Origin of the sequence: Paraburkholderia ribeironis, from assembly GCF_900019265.1 — a bacterium.
Lineage (GTDB): Bacteria > Pseudomonadota > Gammaproteobacteria > Burkholderiales > Burkholderiaceae > Paraburkholderia > Paraburkholderia ribeironis.
In genome coordinates this window covers 150862-170276 of the sequence record NZ_CYGX02000012.1, presented here as the reverse complement: position 1 = coordinate 170276, position 19415 = coordinate 150862, and the positions used below count along the sequence as shown (strand labels likewise).

The 19415-nt window shown below is 66.0% G+C and carries 17 protein-coding genes; 8 read left to right on the top strand and 9 right to left on the bottom strand.

Annotated features, from left to right (window positions below):
- Positions 1-48: 48 nt before the first annotated feature.
- Both BN2475_RS06505 and BN2475_RS06495 read right to left on the bottom strand, forming a co-directional pair.
- The gene (locus BN2475_RS06505; protein ID WP_094778734.1) at positions 49-1665 is read right to left on the bottom strand and encodes a DEAD/DEAH box helicase; all 1617 of its coding nucleotides are present in this window, start codon (positions 1663-1665) and stop codon (positions 49-51) included.
- 539 nt (positions 1666-2204) lie between these two features.
- A complete protein-coding gene (locus tag BN2475_RS06495; protein WP_094778732.1) occupies positions 2205-2474 on the bottom strand; it encodes an acyl-CoA-binding protein in 270 nt (89 codons plus the stop codon).
- A 159-nt stretch (positions 2475-2633) separates the two neighbouring features.
- On the opposite strand from BN2475_RS06495, the gene tsaB reads away from it, so the two are divergent.
- The 4 genes from tsaB to BN2475_RS06475 are packed head-to-tail and all read left to right on the top strand — an operon-like array spanning position 2634 to position 6193.
- Positions 2634-3488 carry a tRNA (adenosine(37)-N6)-threonylcarbamoyltransferase complex dimerization subunit type 1 TsaB gene (tsaB, locus tag BN2475_RS06490; protein WP_094778731.1) on the top strand — a complete coding sequence of 285 codons (855 nt, stop codon included), beginning with the start codon at positions 2634-2636 and terminating at the stop codon, positions 3486-3488.
- Entirely contained in the window at positions 3485-3979 is a 495-nt protein-coding gene (rimI, locus tag BN2475_RS06485) for a ribosomal protein S18-alanine N-acetyltransferase (RefSeq protein WP_094778730.1), read from the top strand. The genes tsaB and rimI overlap by 4 nt, the downstream gene beginning before the upstream one ends.
- Entirely contained in the window at positions 3966-5168 is a 1203-nt protein-coding gene (locus tag BN2475_RS06480) for a uracil-DNA glycosylase (RefSeq protein WP_174641881.1), read from the top strand. The genes rimI and BN2475_RS06480 overlap by 14 nt, the downstream gene beginning before the upstream one ends.
- Positions 5168-6193: a DUF1853 family protein gene (locus BN2475_RS06475; protein WP_094778729.1), complete on the top strand. Its 1026-nt coding sequence runs from the start codon at positions 5168-5170 to the stop codon at positions 6191-6193. Before BN2475_RS06480 ends, BN2475_RS06475 begins: the two co-directional genes overlap by 1 nt.
- A gap of 100 nt (positions 6194-6293) precedes the next feature.
- Here BN2475_RS06475 and thiD read toward each other — a convergent pair whose 3' ends face one another.
- On the bottom strand, positions 6294-7100 hold the full coding sequence (thiD, locus tag BN2475_RS06470; protein ID WP_094778728.1) for a bifunctional hydroxymethylpyrimidine kinase/phosphomethylpyrimidine kinase: 807 nt from the start codon (positions 7098-7100) through the stop codon (positions 6294-6296).
- Positions 7101-7191: 91 nt separating this feature from the next.
- Positions 7192-8499 carry a lysophospholipid transporter LplT gene (lplT, locus tag BN2475_RS06465; RefSeq protein WP_094778727.1) on the bottom strand — a complete coding sequence of 436 codons (1308 nt, stop codon included), beginning with the start codon at positions 8497-8499 and terminating at the stop codon, positions 7192-7194.
- 218 nt (positions 8500-8717) lie between these two features.
- On the opposite strand from lplT, the gene alr reads away from it, so the two are divergent.
- The 3 genes from alr to BN2475_RS06450 all read left to right on the top strand — a co-directional run bounded on the left by alr (position 8718) and on the right by BN2475_RS06450 (position 11844).
- Positions 8718-9788: an alanine racemase gene (alr, locus tag BN2475_RS06460; RefSeq protein WP_094778726.1), complete on the top strand. Its 1071-nt coding sequence runs from the start codon at positions 8718-8720 to the stop codon at positions 9786-9788.
- Between the two features lie 258 nt (positions 9789-10046).
- Positions 10047-11423, top strand: coding sequence for a DNA repair protein RadA (radA, locus tag BN2475_RS06455; protein WP_094778725.1), 1377 nt, complete (start codon positions 10047-10049; stop codon positions 11421-11423).
- Between the two features lie 142 nt (positions 11424-11565).
- Positions 11566-11844 carry a DUF2866 domain-containing protein gene (locus tag BN2475_RS06450; RefSeq protein WP_094778724.1) on the top strand — a complete coding sequence of 93 codons (279 nt, stop codon included), beginning with the start codon at positions 11566-11568 and terminating at the stop codon, positions 11842-11844.
- Between the two features lie 10 nt (positions 11845-11854).
- Here the strand turns inward: BN2475_RS06450 and BN2475_RS06445 are convergent, their stop codons facing one another.
- Positions 11855-12913, bottom strand: coding sequence for a CoA transferase (locus BN2475_RS06445; protein WP_094778826.1), 1059 nt, complete (start codon positions 12911-12913; stop codon positions 11855-11857).
- A 100-nt stretch (positions 12914-13013) separates the two neighbouring features.
- Entirely contained in the window at positions 13014-14996 is a 1983-nt protein-coding gene (locus BN2475_RS06440; protein WP_094778723.1) for an ATP-binding cassette domain-containing protein, read from the bottom strand.
- A gap of 135 nt (positions 14997-15131) precedes the next feature.
- Between BN2475_RS06440 and BN2475_RS06435 the strand changes: the two genes are divergently transcribed.
- Positions 15132-15611, top strand: coding sequence for a glutathione peroxidase (locus BN2475_RS06435; protein WP_094778722.1), 480 nt, complete (start codon positions 15132-15134; stop codon positions 15609-15611).
- Positions 15612-15690: 79 nt separating this feature from the next.
- Here the strand turns inward: BN2475_RS06435 and cls are convergent, their stop codons facing one another.
- From cls to dapE, 3 genes are all read right to left on the bottom strand, one after another.
- Positions 15691-17142, bottom strand: coding sequence for a cardiolipin synthase (cls, locus tag BN2475_RS06430; protein ID WP_094778721.1), 1452 nt, complete (start codon positions 17140-17142; stop codon positions 15691-15693).
- Between the two features lie 208 nt (positions 17143-17350).
- Complete coding sequence (gene prmB, locus BN2475_RS06425) at positions 17351-18235, bottom strand: 50S ribosomal protein L3 N(5)-glutamine methyltransferase (RefSeq protein ID WP_094778720.1); 885 nt, start codon at positions 18233-18235, stop codon at positions 17351-17353.
- 16 nt (positions 18236-18251) lie between these two features.
- A complete protein-coding gene (gene dapE, locus BN2475_RS06420) occupies positions 18252-19391 on the bottom strand; it encodes a succinyl-diaminopimelate desuccinylase (protein ID WP_094778719.1) in 1140 nt (379 codons plus the stop codon).
- Between the last annotated feature and the right edge of the window lie 24 nt (positions 19392-19415).

Genomic DNA, 19415 nt, shown 5'->3' with positions numbered 1-19415 from the left:
GCCGTCCGGGTCTTTTACACGCTGATGTTGGACCGCTAGTCGCGCGACTTAGCTGCCGCGACGCGCCGTACGCGGGCCGTCGCTGCGGCGTGCGCCGTAGCCGCCGTCACGCGAGCCGTAGCCGTCGCGCGAGCCGCCGTAGCCGCCGTCGCGCGAACCGCCGCCCGCCGACTTGCCGGCCCAGCCGCCGCCATTGCCGCCGCGCGAACCGCCACCGTTGCCGCCCGGCTTGCCCGAGCCGCTACCAAAGCGACGGCCGCCATTGCCGCCGCCCGGACGGCCGCGACCGCCAAAGCCGGCACGGCCGTTGCCCGACGGCGCCGACTTGCGCGGCTCGAAGCCTTCGACGACGTTGACCGGCAGCGGGGTACGCACGAAACGCTCGATGCGCTTGAGCGCGCCCTGTTCCGCATGATGCACGAGGCTGACCGCGATACCCGAGCGGCCTGCGCGGCCGGTACGGCCGATCCGGTGCACGTAGTCTTCGGCGAACTTCGGCAGGTCGTAGTTGAACACGTGCGTGATGCCCGGAATGTCGATACCGCGAGCGGCGACGTCGGTTGCCACCAGCACGCGCACGCGACGCTCGCGCAGTGCGCGGATCGTGCGGTTGCGCGCGCCTTGCGGCAGGTCGCCGTGCAGCGCGGCCGATTCGAAACCGGCGTCGGCCAGACGGCCGGCCAGCTGGTCGGCGTCCATCTTGGTGGCCGTGAAGACGATCGCCTGATCGAGGCCGGCGTCGCGCAGCAGATGGTCGAGCAGACGGTCCTTGTGATCGCGGTCGTCGACGTAGTGGACGGTCTGCGCGATGTTGGTGCGCTGCTCCATGCGCTGGACGATCTCGATACGCTCCGGATCCTTCAACAGACGGCTGGTCAGCGAACCGATCTTGCCGTCGAGCGTGGCGGAGAACAGCATCGTCTGACGCGTGGCCGGCGTGGCCGCGACGATCGTTTCGATGTCTTCGATGAAGCCCATGTCGAGCATGCGGTCGGCTTCGTCGAGCACGAGGATCTGCAGTTGCGACAGATCGATACGGCCGCGCTCCAGGTGGTCGATCAGACGGCCCGGCGTGGCGACCAGGATTTCGGGGTTCTTCGCCAGCAGCATCAGCTGTTGGCCGTAAGCGACGCCGCCCAGAATGCTGACGGTGCGCAGGCGCTTCAGGTGCTTGCCGTACGTGGCCGCGGCGGTCGTGACCTGCATCGCGAGTTCGCGGGTCGGCGTCAGGACCAGCATGGTTGGGCGGGCCACCGGTTGCGGGCGGCGCGTGCGCGCGCCGTCGGCCGGACGCGGCTCGCGCGGCTGGCTGGCTTGCGCCTTTTGCAGTTGGGCGAACCGTTCGATCGCGGGCAGCATGAACGCGGCGGTCTTGCCCGAACCGGTCGGGCTCGAGACCAGCAGATCGCGGCCGGCGATGCCGGCGGGGATCGCGCGTTGCTGTACCGGCGTAGGGTTCTGATAACCAGCAGCGGTCAGCGCGGAGACGACATCCGCGGACAGACCGAGCGACGCGAACGTCGGGCCTGCCGGCGCTGCGGTTTCAGCGGCGACGGCTTGCGGTGCGGCAGCTACGGCTGCGGCTTGTGCAGGTGCGTCGGCGAAACCGAGTGCCTGGTCGGCGATGGCGTTCAACGGGCTGCTGGGGGTGTTGCTCGAAGTCATGAGAATCCTTGGTATACAGGAAGTTAAAACGTCGGCGCCAATCGGCATACCCAAGTCGTCGGATTCAGCGAGCAAAGAAGCAGCGAGCAAATCGAAAAACGGGGGCAGCTCGCAACAATGAAGGCGAGCTTTTCGTTAGAAGCTGTATCGGATGCGACATGCCAACACGGCGTGCCGCCAGCCTGGGACATGATCGCCCGTAGAGGGCTAGGCAGGAGGGGACAGGTTCTAAACTGGATTGGAGCTAAACGCTACGAGGCGCTGCGCTGCAAGGCGCCGCTCAAGCAAAGCGGGCAAAGCAGTGAAGCGCAGGCGGCATTGTATAGGGTTTTGTTGCACTGCGCCACTGTTGGGAAATTTCCGGGCGGAAAAGTTTGTGCTGGGAGACAGGTTGTGGCCGTCGATCTGACGATCGCGACGGCGGAGTGGGTCTACGAAGCGGGGCGGGCGCTGGGGCTGGAATGGGTTTTCAGCTGTCTTTAAAGCACTTTTCCTAACGTCGCCAGCGACCACCCGCGACCCGCCACCGCGAGCCGGTGTCAGCCCGCCTCGCCGCTTTTGAGCGATTCGACCAGCTCGACGTACTGCTGCTTGGCCACATCCTGCGCGGTGCCCTTGAGCGCGGCCCACGCGTCATACTTGTATTTGCCGACGATGTCGGTGAAGCCCGGCTTGTCGCCGTGCACGTCACCCTCGCTCGCCTGCTTGAAGAGCGCATAGAGGCGCAGCAGCGTGAGATTGCCCGGACGCTCCGGCAGCTGCTTGACGTCTTGCTGGGCTTGGGCGAATTGGGTGTCGATGTCGGTCATGGTCGTCGTGCCCGTCGGGCGGGATCGGATTGAGGTCGGCCGACGATCATAACAATTGCCTGCCGCCGCGGGGCCGAGGGCTTATTCCAAACATCGGCTGCGGGCAGCGCGCCGAACCAAACCGCATTTGCGCGCGCGGTGCCGATTACAATACGGTCCATGACTCAAACTGTGCTCCTTGCTCTCGATACCTCGACCGAATTCTGTTCGGTAGCGCTGTTGTGCGCCACCGCCGACGCTGCCGGCCAACCCGGCGCCGCACCCCGATGCTGGGTACGCCACGAGCAGACCGGGGCGGTCTCCAGCACGCGCCTGCTCCCCGCGATTCGCGAACTGTTCGACGAAGCCGGCCTGCGACTGGCGGACTGTGACGCCATCGCGTTCGGCGCCGGCCCTGGCTCGTTCACTGGTCTGCGCACGGCCACCGGCGTGGCCCAAGGGCTCGCGTTCGGCCTGAACCTGCCGGTCGTACCGATCAGCACATTGCTGGCCTGTGCGGAAAGCGCCCGGCTGCGCGATTCGTCGGCGACGCGCGTGCTCGCCGCGCTCGACGCGCGCATGGACGAAATCTATTGGGCCGACTACGCGTGGGACGCCACGCAAGGCGAATGGCGCACCGTTCAGACGGCATCGCTCGACGCACCGGAGCGGCTCGTGCTGCCCGACGTGCCCTTCACGCTCGCCGGCAACGCCGCCGCGGCCTTCGGTGCGCGGCTGCCCGCGGTTGCCGCTGCGCGCAAGGTCGACGGTGAAGCGCTACCGCATGCGCTGCCGCTTGCGCACGCGGCGCTACGCGCATGGCGCGCCGGCCGCACGGTGCCTGCCGATCAGGCCGCGCCGGAATATGTGCGCGACAAGGTGGCCCAGACCACGGCGGAGCGGGTCGCCGAAAAAGCTGAAAAGGCCGCAAAGGCCGGGCAGGCGAGGCGCGACGCAGGGCTCGCGCAGGTCGCGGCCGATGCGACGCCGGCTGGCACACCCAATCCCGCAACTCATGGTGAGGCGCAGCAATGAGCGGCGTGCTGCTGGCGGACCGCTACATGTCGCCGATGACGGAAGGCGATCTGGACGAGGTCGCCGCGATCGAAAAGCTCGCTTATGAGTTTCCGTGGAGCCGGGGCAATTTCGGCGACTCGCTGCGCAACGGCTATTTCGGCGTCTGTCTGCGGCACGTCACCGGCGCGCTGATAGGTTATTGCGTGCTGATGCCGGTCGTCGATGAAATGCATCTGCTCAACCTGTGCGTGGCGCCGAGCGCGCAAGGTGCAGGCGCCGGGCTCGCGCTGTTGCGCGAGGCGGTGCGCATTACGCGCGCCGAAAAACTCGACGGCCTGCTGCTCGAAGTGCGGCCGTCCAATCATCGCGCGATCCGGCTGTACGAACGCTTTGGTTTTGCGTCGATCGGCCGGCGCAAGAATTATTATCCGGCGCGGCATCGCAGCCGGGAGGACGCCGTCGTGATGCGTCTTTCGTTTGCCACGGAGGGCACAGATGGCGCTGCATGAATCGGTATTGGCGGAGTTCGGACTCTCGCCGCTGTGGGTGCGTCGCGGGATGGCGGCGCCTCAGCCTGTCGATGAAGCTGACGTCGGGCAGGGCGCTGCCGCGCTGGCCGGCCAGCACGCGCGTCGTGACGAGGCGGGCGGGGCGGCGGCCGGGGCTACGGCGGCCGGGGCTATGCCGGCCGGGGCCGCGTCGGCAGGGACAGCGTCGGCAGGGACCGCGCCGGCAGGGGCCGAGTCGGGAGGGCTTGCGCAGGGCGCGCCGCGGCGCGAGATGCGCGCAGGCGCACTGCAAGCAGGTGAGCAACGGCAGGCCGATCCCGCGCCGACGCAGAGTGAACGCGGTGCGCCGATTCGGGAGCAAGGAGCGGCGCCGTCGGCGGGCGCACGCGAGCGATTCGACACGCGGCAGCAGCAGCCGGAGTCGCGGCCACAGTCGCAGCCCCAGCCGCAGCCCCAGCCCCAGCGTCCAGCCTCACAGCAGTCGCGAGCACCTGAGCCATCACTAGTCGACACACCGCCCGATGACGATTTCGCGTGGTTCGACGACCTGCCCGCGCATGCACCCGCCGACGCCCGCCGTGAATCCGCCGCGCTGCCGGCCATCAATACGCTCGACTGGGATGCCTTGAGCGAGCGGGTCGCCGGCTGCCAGCTGTGCCGCCTGTGCGAGAAGCGCACCAACACCGTGTTCGGCGTCGGCGATCGCGGCGCCGACTGGATGCTGATCGGCGAAGCGCCCGGCGAGAACGAAGATCGTCTCGGTGAGCCATTCGTCGGCCAGGCCGGCAAGCTGCTCGACAACATGCTGCGTTCGCTGATGCTCGCGCGCGACAGCAACGTCTATATCGCGAACGTGATCAAGTGCCGTCCGCCTGGCAACCGCAACCCCGAACCCGATGAGGTCGCGCGTTGTGAGCCGTATCTGCAACGCCAGGTATCGCTGGTCAAGCCGAAACTGATCGTCGCGCTCGGCCGCTTCGCCGCGCAAAGTCTGCTGAAGACCGACGCGAGCATTTCGTCACTGCGCGGCCGCGTACACGAATACGAGGGCGTCCCGGTGATCGTCACCTATCACCCGGCGTATCTGCTGCGCAGCTTGCCCGACAAGGCGAAGGCCTGGGCCGACCTGTGCCTCGCACGCGACACGTGGCGCGCGGCGGGCGGCGGCGAGTCGAACGCGGCGCAGTAATGGCCGCCGATGGACCGGCGGCGCGCGTCGTCGCCGCGCCCGGCACCCGTGCCGCGCTCCTCGACACGCTGCTCGACACATTGCGCGATGCGGCCGTGCGCGATCTCGCATGGCTGCTGTTGAGCGCCGACCTGTTGCGCCCGCAACCTCCGGTGGGCGCGCTCGCGAACCCTTTCGACACGCCAGCGGAACTTGAGGCTACCGTCGCCTGGCTGCGCCTGCTCGACACTGCGCCGGCTCCGCTTCACCGCGACCTCGCGGCGACGCGCGTCACGCGCCTCGGTCGATACGCCGAGCGGCTACTCGGTTGGTTCCTGCAACATGGACCGGCGGCGCGGCTGGTCGCGGCGGGTGTGCCGGTGCGGCGTGCGGGCGTCACGCTCGGCGAATGCGATTTTCTCGTGCAGACGCAGCGGGGCGAACGGCTGCATTGGGAGTTGGCGGTGAAGTGCTATCTGCACGCCGGCGAAGGGCGGGGGCAACTGGCCGACTACGTCGGCCCGAATCTGAAAGACCGCTTCGATCTCAAGCTCGCGCATCTGCTGAACCACCAGTTGCCGTTGAGCGCGCGCGAAGAGTTCGCGTCGGTCGGCCATGTGGGGCCGTGGACGCCGCAAATGTTCATCAAAGGCTGGCTGTTTTACCGGTATGGCGAGACCTCGCCGGACCCCGTCGAACTCGATCCGGCGCATGGCCGCGGCTGGTGGGTCACACGCAGCGAGTGGCCGGCGTTTGCGGCGTCGCATGCGCACAAGTGGCGGCCGCTGCCGCGGCTGGAATGGCTCGCGCCGGCGCGCGCTGTGCGGGACAGTGAGAAGCTTTTGCACGAGGGCGAGAGCGAGGCCGAGGCTGCGGGAGCGCCTTACGTCGATGCGCAAACGCTCGCCGCGCAGACCTCTCATCATGGCCCGACGCTGGTCGCCGCTTTTGGCGAAGACGGCGCGGGCGATTCGATCGAACGCTCGCGCGGCTTCATCGTGCCGGACGAGTGGCGCGCGCAGGCGCGCAGCTACGCACGACAGTAGCGCAGCGGCGGGCACAGGCAGTTGTGCGGGCACACGCACCAGCGAGGCACGAGCGCGCGACGCAACCGCTCAGCGGCGATGCCCGCCACGGTTCACGCTGTCACCACCACCGATAGAAATGATGCACCGGCCCCACGCCGCTGCCGACGTCCAGCCGATCGCTCGCCTGCAGCGCGCCGGTCAGATAAAGCTTCGCGTCGGACACGGCGCTCGCCAGATCGCCGCGTTGCGGAATCAGCGCCGCAATCGCCGACGACAGCGTGCAGCCCGTCCCATGCGTGTTCTTCACCGGCACGCGCGGACCGCCCAGACGCAGCGTGCCGCTGTCCTGCACCAGCCAGTCAGGGCTATCCGCCGCGCTCAGATGGCCACCCTTCATCAGCACCGCGCGTGCACCCAGCGCGCGCAGCGCTTCGCCCTGTTCGACCATGCCGGCTTCGTCGGTGGCGGGCTGCTCGCCGAGCAGCGCAGCCGCTTCCGGCAGATTGGGCGTCAGCAGCTCGGCGAGCGGCAGCAGTTCGTCACGCATCGCCGCGACCGCATCCGGCAGCAGCAACGCATGGTTACTCTTCGAGATCATCACCGTGTCGAGCACGATGTGCTTCGGCTTGTGCCGGCGCAGCGCGTCGGCGACCGCGCGGGCGATCGGCGCATTCGCCAGCATGCCGATCTTCACGGCGTCGATGCGGATATCGTCGAACACCGCATCGAGTTGCGCGGTGATGAAGCCTGCGTCCGGCGCGTGAATCGCGGTGACGCCACGCGTGTTCTGCGCGGTGAGCGCGGTGATCACGCTCGCGCCATACGCGCCGAGCGCGGAGAAAGCCTTCAGATCAGCCTGAATGCCGGCGCCGCCGCCGGAATCTGAACCGGCGATCGTCAGCACGTTGGGAATCGGTTGGGTCATGGTCAAGCGAGCAAGGAGGAAGGCGTGCGCACGCGGTTCGCAAGCGGGTCATTAGCGGGCCATAAACGGGCCACAAACGGGCCGCCGCTGGTCAGTGCTTGGCTTCGCCGATCAGCGCGACAGAGTCGAACGCGCGCTGGTTCGCCTGATGGCGCCGCATCACGAACCACATCATCACGCACACGAAGGTGCCGAACAGCACGATCACCACGTTGACCGGCACGTCGAGCCACACCAGCACCGCGTACAGGCACAGCATCACGAGCACCGACAGGTTCTCGTTGAAGTTCTGCACCGCGATCGAGTGGCCTGCCGACAGCAACACGTGACCGCGATGCTGGAGTAGCGCATTCATCGGCACGACGAAAAAGCCCGACAGGCCGCCGACCACCATCAGGAAAACATACGCGAAGATCAGGTAGCCCGGCACATGCATGCGGCCGAAATACAGACCCCAATGTGTGGGGAACAGGTCGCGCGTGTAGAACGCCATCAGCATCACGGAGATGCCCATCATGATGCCGACCGGCAGCACCGACAGCGACTTCTTCAGCGGTACGCGCGAAGCCGCAAAGATCGCGCCGGCCGCCACGCCGACGGCTACCACGGCCTGCAGGATGGCTGCCTCGGAGAGCGACATGCCCAGCGACACCTCGGCCCACTTCAGCACGATGAATTGCAGCGTCGCACCGGCGCCCCAGAACAGCGTGGTGACCGCGAGCGATATCTGGCCGAGCTTGTCGCGCCACAGCACGAGGAAACAGTCGGCGAAATCGGTGACGAGCCTGATCGGGCCGCGCTCCTGTTTCGGGTAGCGCGCGCCGGTGTCGGGAATGCGCAGATTGAACAGCGCGGCGATGATGTAGATGCCCATGATCACCAGCATCGCAGCTTCCGCGGGCGTATTGACGGTGGGGACGTGTGCCCTGAGGATCGGCGCCGCGATGTGCGGACTGATCAACGCGCCGCCGAGTACCGTGCCGAGAATGATCGAGCCGACCGTGGTGCCTTCGATCCAGCCGTTCGCGGCGACCAGCCGGTCAGGCGGCAGCAGCTCGGTGAGAATGCCGTATTTGGCGGGCGAGTAGGCCGCCGCGCCGAAGCCCACGATGCCGTACGCAATGAGCGGATGCGCGCCGACCAGCATCGTGATGCAGCCAACCACCTTGATGGTGTTGGTGACGAACATCACGCGTCCTTTCGGACGGGAGTCGGCGAAAGCGCCCACGAAGGCGGCAAGGACGACGTACGACAGCACAAAAAACAGCTTGAGCAGCGGTGTCATCCAGTTCGGAGCGTGAAGATCTTTCAGCAGTGCGATTGCAGCGATCAGAAGCGCATTGTCGGCCAGCGACGAAAAAAACTGCGCGGCCATGATCGTGTAAAAACCTTTTTTCATCTGATGCGATGCTGTCCTCGCCGCGGTCTGTCCGCCCCGGCCGTTTGTTATGCGTCCGGGCTTATGCCGTTCGAAATGGGTTGTGCGCACGGCTTTATATCATGAAAATAGCTGTATCCGGACTAGCACAATCCTTGATCGCACCGCCCAGCGGGCTGCCGAGCACTGAAAACGCCCTGTAAGCTGCTGATTCGCAAGCGTCTTTACGAAAACATCCCATGCCGCGCCCCCTCCTAGCCACGATTCATACCTCCGCACTTGCCAATAACCTTGCCGTTGCGCGGCGCTACGCCCCTAAATCGAAAATCTGGGCCGTCGTCAAGGCGAACGCCTACGGGCATGGCCTCGCGCGTGTATTTCCAGGATTGCGCGCGACCGACGGCTTTGGATTGCTGGACCTCGAAGAAGCCGTGAAGTTGCGTGAATTGGGTTGGGCCGGGCCGATTCTTCTGCTGGAAGGGTTCTTCCGGCCCACCGACATTGACGTCATCGACCGTTACAGCCTGACCACCGCGCTGCATTCGGACGAGCAGTTGCGCATGCTCGAAATGGCGCGCCTGTCCAAACCCGTCAACATCCAGTTGAAGATGAACACCGGCATGAACCGGCTCGGCTACCCGGTGGAAAAATTCCGCGCCGCGTGGGAGAGGGCGCGCGCCTGCCAGGGCGTCGGGCAGATCACTTTGATGACCCATTTCTCCGATGCCGACGGCGATCGCGGCATCGCCTATCAGATGGAAGCATTCGAGCGCGGTGCGCAAGGCATCGCCGGCGCGCGCAGCCTTGCCAATTCGGCGGCTACGCTGTGGCATCCGGAAGCGCATTTCGACTGGGTGCGCCCGGGCATCATCCTGTACGGCGCGTCGCCGTCGGGCGTGACGGCCGCAATCGATGGCACCGGGCTGCAGCCGGCGATGACGCTCACCTCCGAACTGATCGCCGTGCAGACGCTCAGCGAGGGCAACACCGTCGGCTACGGATCGGCGTTCAAGGCGCGCGGCTCGATGCGCATCGGCGTGGTGGCATGCGGCTATGCGGACGGGTATCCGCGGGTCGCGCCGGCAGGCACGCCGGTGATCGTCGACGGAGTGCGCACGCGGATCGTCGGACGGGTGTCGATGGACATGATCACGGTCGACCTCACACCGGTGCCGAGCGCCAACGTCGGCTCGCGCGTCGAGTTGTGGGGCACCGCGCTGCCGATCGACGACGTCGCCCAGGCGTGCGGCACGATCGGCTACGAGCTGATGTGTGCGGTCGCGGCGCGCGTGCCAGTGCGTGCGGAGTAACGCGCGTCGCGGTCCGCTGCGAGCGCGTTGGGCCTCCAGGTGCGATGGATCGCGGTGCGGCTCTGTGCGGGTTCGGTGCGGGCTGTTGCCGTGCCCGTTGCCCTCGCTAATGGCTGCTGGCTGCTTGCTGCATTTCCACCGCTTTCCCGCCGCATTCCCACTCGTTCGCGCCGTCCCCCGCGCGGTCGACACTGCCGGGTGGCCCAACCCGCTCATCACACTCCACAATCCCTAAAACAGTAACCCAGGCAATCACGCGTGGCTAAACCCAAGACCTTGTACATCTGCAGCGAATGCGGCGGGCAATCACCGAAATGGGCCGGTCAGTGCCCGTCCTGCCAGGCGTGGAACACGCTGGTCGAATCGGTTGCGGAAACGCCGTCCACGCATCGTTTCCAGTCGCTCGCGAAGAGCGCGCCGGTGCGGCGTCTGGCCGATATCGACGCGACCGACGTGCCGCGTTTTTCCACCGGCGTCAGCGAGTTCGATCTCGTGCTCGGCGGCGGTCTGGTGCCCGGCGGCGTGGTGCTGATCGGCGGCGATCCGGGCATCGGCAAATCGACGTTGCTGCTGCAATCGCTCGCGGAAATCGCCGCCGACAAACGCGCGCTCTATATCAGCGGTGAAGAATCGGCCGCGCAGATTGCGTTGCGCGCGCAACGACTGTCCTTGCTGGAGCCCGACTCGAAGGCGAGCGAGCTGCAGTTGCTCGCGGAAATCCAGCTCGAAAAAATCCAGGCGACGATCGCCGACCAGCGGCCCGACGTCGCGGTGATCGACTCGATTCAGACCGTCTATTCCGACGCGCTGACTTCCGCGCCAGGCTCGGTCGCGCAGGTGCGCGAGTGCGCGGCGCAATTGACACGCATCGCCAAGCAGTCGGGCACCACCATGATCATGGTCGGCCATGTGACCAAGGAAGGCGCGCTGGCAGGGCCGCGCGTGCTCGAGCACATCGTTGATACGGTGCTGTACTTCGAGGGCGACACCCATTCGTCGTTTCGTCTCGTGCGTGCAATCAAGAACCGCTTCGGCGCGGTCAACGAACTCGGCGTGTTCGCGATGACCGAGCGTGGCTTGCGCGGGGTGGCCAATCCGTCGGCGCTGTTCCTGTCGCAGCACGAGCAGTCGGTGCCTGGCTCGTGCGTGCTGGTGACGCAGGAGGGCACGCGGCCACTGCTGGTCGAAGTGCAGGCGCTGGTAGATTCGGCCAATGCGCCTAATCCGCGGCGGCTCGCGGTCGGGCTCGAGCAGAACCGCCTCGCGATGCTGCTGGCTGTGCTGCATCGGCATGCGGGGATCGCCTGTTTCGATCAGGACGTGTTCCTGAACGCGGTGGGCGGCGTGAAGATCACCGAACCCGCCGCCGATCTGTCCGTGCTGCTGGCGATCCACTCGTCGATGCGCAACAAGCCGCTGCCCAAGGGGCTGGTGGTGTTCGGCGAAGTCGGCCTTGCCGGCGAAATCCGGCCGTCGCCGCGCGGTCAGGAGCGTCTGAAGGAAGCGGCCAAGCTCGGCTTCTCGGTCGCGGTCATTCCGAAGGCCAATGCGCCGAAGCAGCCGATCGAAGGCTTACACGTCGTTGCGGTCGAACGCATCGAACAGGCTATCGACCGGGTCCGTACGCTTGAGTAGACGGGGGCTGCGTCGTCCGTGGGCGCTTGCGCCTGGTAATGCGCGGTAAATATCTCCATATTGGCTGTAACCTGGCTGGCATTTCTTTTTTCTAAGCTGCGGGGATATGCATCCCTTCTGATGCTCGAAAAAGGATCGCGCCTTGAAACAGTCACATGAAACCGTAGCCGAGCGGCCGATACAGGTGCGCGGCTGTCGTGTGTCCGCACCGATTCGCCAGCCGTGGGGCGGCGCCTGCCGGATCGTCGAATGGATCGATACGGCGGGACAGATATCGCGAGGGGTAGTGGCCGAAGATGCCACCGCCGCCGACGTGCGCGCCACGATCAACCGGCACGTAGAAGGCCGTAAGCACCTGCTTTACGACGACGAAAAGACGCCGCGCCAGACCCTGCCGCGGCAGACCGCGGCGCGGCGCTGAGCGCCGCACTTCAGCCGGCCGGGCTCCCGTCGTCGTCCGGTTCGCTTGTGCTTGCTGTCGCGTAGGCTTGTGGATTGAACAGCGGATGCTGCGCGGCTTGCGCCGCTGTCAGCACCGGCGACACACAACAGTCGAGTGGCTCCAGCAGCACAACCCAATCTTCCAGCGCTCGCGCGCCGATCACGTCGGCCAGTTCGAGCGTGAGCGCAACCGCATCCGGGCCGCCGATCGCCTGGCCGAGGCTCCAGTGGCGCGTCGCCCATTCTGGCCGGTCGAGCGCCATGCACAGCGTTTCCCAGAACTTCAGCTCGAGCGCGCCGACCGCAAGCCAGCGGCCATCGAGCGTGCGGTACAGGTTGTAGCAGGGCACGCCGCCATTCAGCAGACCGGCGCCGGCGGCCGGCGCGGCGCCCTCGTTGGCGAGGGCGACTTGCGCGACGACGTTGTGCGCATACGTGACATGGGTCATCGAGACGTCGACGAAGCGGCCTTCGCCGCCGCGCGACACGTGCCATAACGCGGCGAGAATCTGCGTGACCGCGCTCAATGCGCCGCCGAGCAGGTCGGCGATCTGAAAATTCGGCAGGATCGGGGTGCCGTCGCGGCTCGCCAGTTGATCGAGCACGCCGGCATAGCCGATGTAATTCAGATCGTGGCCCGCATGATCGACGAAGGGACCGCTTGCCCCGTACCCGCTGATCGCGCAATAGACGAGCCGCGGATTGACCGCGCGCAGCGTGTCGTAGCCGATGCCAAGCCGCTCCATCACGCCTGGCCGGAAACTTTCGATCAGCACATCCGCTTCCGCGGCGAGCGCACGCAACACGTTGCATCCCGCCGCGGACTTGAGGTCGAGCCGCGTTTCGCGCTTGCCGCGATTGACCAGCCGGTAGAACGCGCCGGGTCGTCCGGCCACGCGGTCGGCCGAGGATTGCATCATCGTGCGGGTGGGGTCGCCCGCGCCGGGGGCCTCGATTTTCAGCACGTCGGCGCCCAGCTCGGCCAGCCGCAGCGCGGCCATCGGGCCGGGCAGGAGGCGCGTCAGGTCGAGTACCCGCAGCCCTTGCAGCGCGGGCTGCGCCGATCCAGTCAATGACCCGGATGATGATGTCGCGGATGACAAAGCCAAGCTCCCGTGGTTGCCGGCGCGCACCGGAAACAGCGCGCCGCTAGCCGATCTGTTCGAGTTCCTCGTGAGTCTCGAGCCATTCGGCTTCGAGTGCTTCGAGGCGCGCATTCACGTCTGCCTGACGGCGGATCGCCTCCGTCAGCTTGCTCTTCTGCCCGGGCTCATAGCTGGCCGGATCGGCGACGAACGCATCGAGTGTCGCCTTCTCCGTGTTGAGCGCGTCCATTTCCTTTTCGATCTTCGTAATGCGGCTTTGCAGCGGTTTTTTCAGATGCGCGAGTTGCTGCCGCGTCTGCGCTTCGAGACGCCGCTGCTCCTTGCGATTCACGCTGTTATCCGCGCCGTCGGTCAAGCCGTTGGTTGACCCATTGCTCGACCCATTGACTGATCCATTGGCCGATCCTCCCGCCTTGAGCGCCGCGCGCTGTTCGGCGGCGTGTTGCAGCAGCCAGTCGCGATAGTCGTCGAGATCGCCGTCGAATTCCTGCAGGCGGTGCTTCGCGACCAGCATGAACTGGTCGGTGGTGGCGCGCAGCAGATGCCGGTCGTGCGACACCAGAATCAGCGTGCCTTCGAATTGCGCGAGCGCCATCGTCAGCGCGTGACGCGTTTCGAGATCCAGGTGGTTGGTCGGCTCGTCGAGCAGCAGCAGGTTCGGTTTCTGCCAGATGATCAGCGCGAGTGCGAGCCGGGCCTTTTCGCCGCCGGAGAACGGCGCGATTTTCGACGTGGCCATCTCGCCGGAAAAGTTGAAGCTGCCGAGGAAGTCGCGCAATTCCTGCTCGCGCGTATCCGGCGCAAGACGCGCGAGATGTTGCAGCGGCGTGTCGTCCGCGCGCAGCGTTTCGAGCTGATGCTGCGCGAAGTAGCCGATGCGCAGCCCCTTGCCTTCGCGCACATGGCCGCCAAGCGCGTCGAGCGTGCCGGCCAGCGTCTTGATCAGGGTCGATTTGCCCTGGCCGTTCGCGCCGAGCAGGCCGATGCGCTGACCGTTCTGGATCGACAGCGTCACGCGATCGACGATCGGAATCTCGATGCCTTGATCGCCTTCGCTGCGATAGCCGCAGCGCACGTTTTCCATCACCATCATTGGATTGGGCGCGGAATCGGGCGCGCGAAACTCGAACGTGAACGGCGACGCCGCGTGCGCCGGCGCGATCAGCTCCATCTTTTCCAGCGCCTTCACGCGGCTCTGGGCCTGACGCGCCTTGGTGGCCTGCGCCTTGAAGCGGTTGATGTAGCTCTGCAGATGCGCGACCGTGCGTTGCTGCTTTTCGTACGCGCTCTGTTGCAGCGCGATCTGTTGTGCGCGCAGCACTTCGAATTGCGAGTAGTTGCCGCCGTAGCGCTTGATCTGCTGTTGTTCGAGGTGCAGCGTGACATTGCACACCGAATCGAGAAATTCGCGGTCGTGCGAGATCACGATCAGCGTGCCGGGATAGCGATGCAGCCACTCTTCGAGCCAGACGATCGCGTCGAGGTCCAGGTGGTTGGTCGGTTCGTCGAGCAGCAGCAGGTCGGAGCGGCACATCAGCGCCTGCGCGAGATTCAGCCGCATGCGCCAGCCGCCCGAGAAGCTGCTGACCGGCTCGCGCGTTTGCTCGAGCGTGAAACCGAGGCCGAGCAGCAACGCTTCGGCGCGCGCCGGCGCGGTGTAGCCGTCGGCGTCCGCGAATGCGGCATGCGCTTCGGCTTCGGCCGCACCATCGTGCGCGGCGGAAGCGGCGGCGATGCGCGCTTCGATCGCGCGCAATGCGGCGTCGCCGTCGAGCGTGTAGGCGAGGGCGGTCTTGTCGGCGGCGGGCGTGTCCTGCGCGACGTGGGCGACCTGCCAGGTCGGCGGCATCGAAAAGTCGCCGCCGTCCGCATGCAGTTCGCCGAGCAGCACGGCAAACAGCGTCGACTTGCCCGCACCGTTCGCCCCAATCAGCCCGGCCTTTTCGCCGGGGTTGAGGGTGAACGTGGTGTTGTCGAAGAGCGGCTTGGTGCCGCGGGCGAGGCTGAACTGATTAAAGCGGATCACGAAGGGGCTGGCTGGAGAAAACCGCTATTTTAGACTGCCGCGGCTCGCGCCGGGCGCGCGGCCGGGATTGGCCATTCGGCCGACTGTTGCGGCGCTGCTTTTGGCATAGACTGACGGCTTTCACGGGGAGAGCACATGACATCGATCTATTCGTTTTCGGCGCGCACGCTCGGCGGCACAGAGGCGAGCCTCGCGCAGTACCAGGGCAAGGTTCTGCTGGTCGTCAACACTGCGAGCGAATGCGGCTTCACGCCGCAATACGCGGGCCTGCAGAAGCTATACGACACCTACGCGGCGCGCGGGCTCGCGGTGCTCGGTTTTCCGTGCAACCAGTTCGGCAAGCAGGAGCCGGGCGACGCCGCACAGATCGGCAGTTTCTGCGAGAAGAATTACGGCGTGACCTTCCCGATGTTCGACAAGATCGACGTGAACGGCGCGAACGCGCATCCGCTGTTCCGCTATCTGACGGGCGAGGCGCCGGGCCTGCTCGGGCTCGAAGCGATCAAGTGGAATTTCACCAAGTTCCTGATCGGCCGCGAAGGCAACGTCGTGAAGCGCTATGCGCCGTTGACCAAGCCCGAGGCGATCACCGAGGACATCGAACAGTTGCTGTGAGCCTGTCGTGCGCCCGCGTCTTGGGCTCGTTTTGAGCCCGTTTTGAGCCCGGTTTTGAGCCCATACGGCGGCGCGGCGCCTAGAGGATTGGCGAGAAGAGGCGCGCCACATGCATCAGCATGCGGCGCAGCGCGCTCGCTCGCCGATATTCGTTGTGGTCGATTTCACGCGACTCCGCGAAATCGTTCAGCAGCATCGTTTCGACTTCCAGTGCAAACCCGCGGTCCACGGTCAGCACCATGATTTCGAAGTTGAGCCGGAACGAGCGGTTGTCGAGATTGGCGCTGCCGATCGCGGCGGCCACGCTGTCGATCAGCACCACCTTCTGATGCAGGAAGCCCGGCTGGTAACGGAAGATGCGGATGCCCGCGCGCAGCGAATCGTACGCATACAGCGTCGAGGCGGCAAACACCACCCGGTGGTCGCGCCGGCTCGGAATCAGGATGCGTACGTCCACGCCGCGCAGCGCCGCGAGCCGCAAGGCGGAGAACACGGCTTCATCGGGCACGAGGTAGGGCGTGGTGATCCAGATCCGCTCGCGTGCCGCGTTGATCGCTTCGACGAAAAAGAGCGAGCAGGTTTCCTGTTTGTCGGCCGGACCGCTCGGCATGACGAGGCAGTGCATCCCCTGGCCAGCCGGATCGTCGGCCAGCGCGGCGGGCGGCAGGTCGAACTGCGGCAACTGCTGCGTGGCCCAGTGCCAGTCCTCGGTGAACACGAACTGGATGCTGGCGACCGCCGGGCCACGCACCTCGATGTGCGTATCGCGCCATGGCGATAGCGGCGGCTTGCCGCCGAGATATTCGACGCCCACGTTATGGCCGCCCACGAACGCGCGCTCGCCGTCCACCGCGACGATCTTGCGATGATTGCGGAAGTTCAGCTGCAGACGGTTGACGAACCGGCGATTGGTGGCGAACGGATGCATCTCGACGCCGGCCGTGCGCAGTGTCGCCACATAGCGGTGAGGCAGATCGTAGCTGCCGATGCTGTCGTACAGGAAGTAGACCCGCACGCCTTGTTGCGCTTTGGCGATCAGCGCGTCCTTGAACAGCGCGCCGAGCGCATCGTCGCGCACGATGAAGAATTGCACGATCACGTAGTGCCGCGCGCTTTCGATTGCCTCGAGAATGGCCTCGAAGGTGGCGACGCCGTTCACCAGCGTGCGCACGGAATTGCCGGGCAAAAACGGCATGCCGCCCAGACGCGTCAGCGAATGCACGAGCCTGACTCCGAGCTGCTGCGTGGGCAGCCCCGCGGACGAAGCCCGCGTGTCCCATTCCGGAGGATGCGCCCGCGTGCGCAGTAGTTCGTTTTCGACGCGGCGCGCGTCCGCGTAGCCGGCGAACTTGCTGCGGCCGAGAAACAGATAAGGCACCAGCGTCAGATACGGCATCGCGACGAGCGACACGGCCCACGCGATCGCGCCTTGCGAGGTGCGGGTATGGAGAATCGCGTGGCACGCCGCGACCACGCCGAGAATGTGGGCGAGGGCAACCAGCGGGCCGACATGAAGCAGGTCGAATTCCATAAGCTCGCGAAGAGTTGGCGAAGCGCTGTGTTTCGGGAAGCGGGTGCGGGCGCATACCTGAGCGGTGGTGCAACCCGAAGCGCGACAGCGTCAGACGGCATCGCGCTGCAAACCCGCCTCGAAAACGCCTTCAAACGCAACCCGCGCGACCCCTGCAGATGCCCGCCGCGCGCACCACGCCATCAGGCATCAAGGCGTTGACATGTCATCAGACCGGCAGGTCGGCGGCCTGAATCAGGAATACATTGTCGTCGCCGGCGCTGGTCGAGAGCCAGACCAGGTCGAGGCCGCCGAAGGCCGCTTCGACGTGCTCGCGTTCGTTGCCGATCTCGACGACCAGCACACCGTCTTCGGTCAGCCAGTTGCGCGCGTCGGCGATGATGCGACGCACGACGTCCATGCCGTCGGCACCACCTGCCAGCGCCATGTCCGGTTCGTGTTTGTATTCGGCGGGCAGCTGCTGCATCGACGCGGCGTTCACGTACGGCGGATTGCTGATGATCACATCGTAGCGGCGCTCGGCGAGCGGCGCGTACAGATCGCCTTCGAACAGCGCGATGCGATTGTCGAGCTTGTAGTCGATCACGTTGCGCCTGGCGACTTCGAGCGCCGGCGCCGACAGGTCCACCGCATCGACATCCGCATTCGGGAACGCGTGCGCGGCGAGAATCGCGAGGCAGCCGGAGCCGGTGCACAGCTCCAGCACCGCGCTCACCTGCTCGGGATCTTCCACGTAGGGTTGCAGGCCATCCTGCAGCAATTCGCCGATGAACGAACGCGGCACGATCACGCGCTCGTCAACATGAAAACGGAAGCCGTGCATCCACGCTTCCTGTGTGATGTACGCGGCCGGCACGCGTTCGGCGGCGCGCCGTTCAATGACGTTCAGCACGGCGTCGATTTCGGCCGCGGTCAGCCGCGCGTCGAGGAATGGATCCAGCAGGTCAAGCGGCAGATGCAGCGTGTGCAGGATCAGATAGGCGGCTTCGTCGTAGGCGTTGGCCGACCCGTGGCCGAACGACAGCTGAGCCTGGTTGAAGCGCGACACCGCGAAACGCAGCAGGTCGCGGACAGTGGAAAACGGAAGCGTCATCGCAAAGGGTCCTCGGTCAGGCGATCAGTTGTTCGAGCACGCGACGATACACGTTCTTCAGCGGCTCGATGTGTGCGAGTTCGATATGCTCGTCGATCTTGTGAATGCTGGCGTTTAGCGGACCGAATTCGATCACCTGCTTGCAGATGCGCGCGATGAAGCGGCCGTCCGACGTGCCGCCGGTGGTCGACAGTTCGGTCGTCACACCGGTTTCATCCTTGATCGCCTGCGCGAGCGCGTCCGACAGCTCGCCGCGCGGCGTGAGGAACGGCAGGCCGCTCACCGACCATTGCAGATCGTATTCGAGCCCGTGCTTGTCGAGAATCGCGTGCACGCGCGCCTGCAGGCCTTCGACCGTGCTGGCCGTCGAGAAGCGGAAGTTGAACATCACGTCGGCATGGCCGGGGATCACGTTGCTCGCGCCGGTGCCGCCGTGAATGTTCGACACTTGCCACGTGGTGGGGGGAAAGTATTCGTTGCCGTCGTCCCAGCGCTCGGCCACCAGTTCGGCCAGCGCGGGCGCGAGCAGGTGCACCGGATTCTTCGCCAGATGTGGATAGGCGATATGGCCTTGCACGCCCTTGACGATCAGCTTGCCCGACATCGAACCGCGCCGGCCGTTCTTCACCATGTCGCCGAACTGCACGCTCGAAGTCGGTTCGCCGACGATGCAGTAGTCCATCCGTTCGCCGCGTGCCTGCAGCGCTTCGACGACCTTGACGGTGCCGTCGGTGGCCGGGCCTTCTTCGTCGCTCGTGATCAGGAAGGCGATCGAGCCGCGATGCGCGGGGTGCGCCGCGACGAATTCCTCGCTCGCCACCACGAAGCCGGCGATCGACGCCTTCATGTCCGCCGCGCCGCGGCCATACAGCTTGCCATCGCGCTGGGTGGGCTCGAACGGCGACGAGTGCCACTGCTCGAGCGGGCCGGTCGGCACCACGTCGGTGTGGCCGGCGAACGCGAGCAGTTTGCCGCGCGTGCCGTCGGTGCCGCGCCTGACGGCCCACAGGTTGGTCACGCCGTTCGATTCGATCGTCTCGTGCTCGAAGCCGAGCGCGGACAGGCGTTCGATCAGGAGACGCTGGCAATGCTGATCGTCGGGTGTGACGGAGGCGCGTGCGATCAGTTGTTCGGTAAGGGCGAGGGTGCCAGACATGGATTCAGTACAAGCCACTTTGAA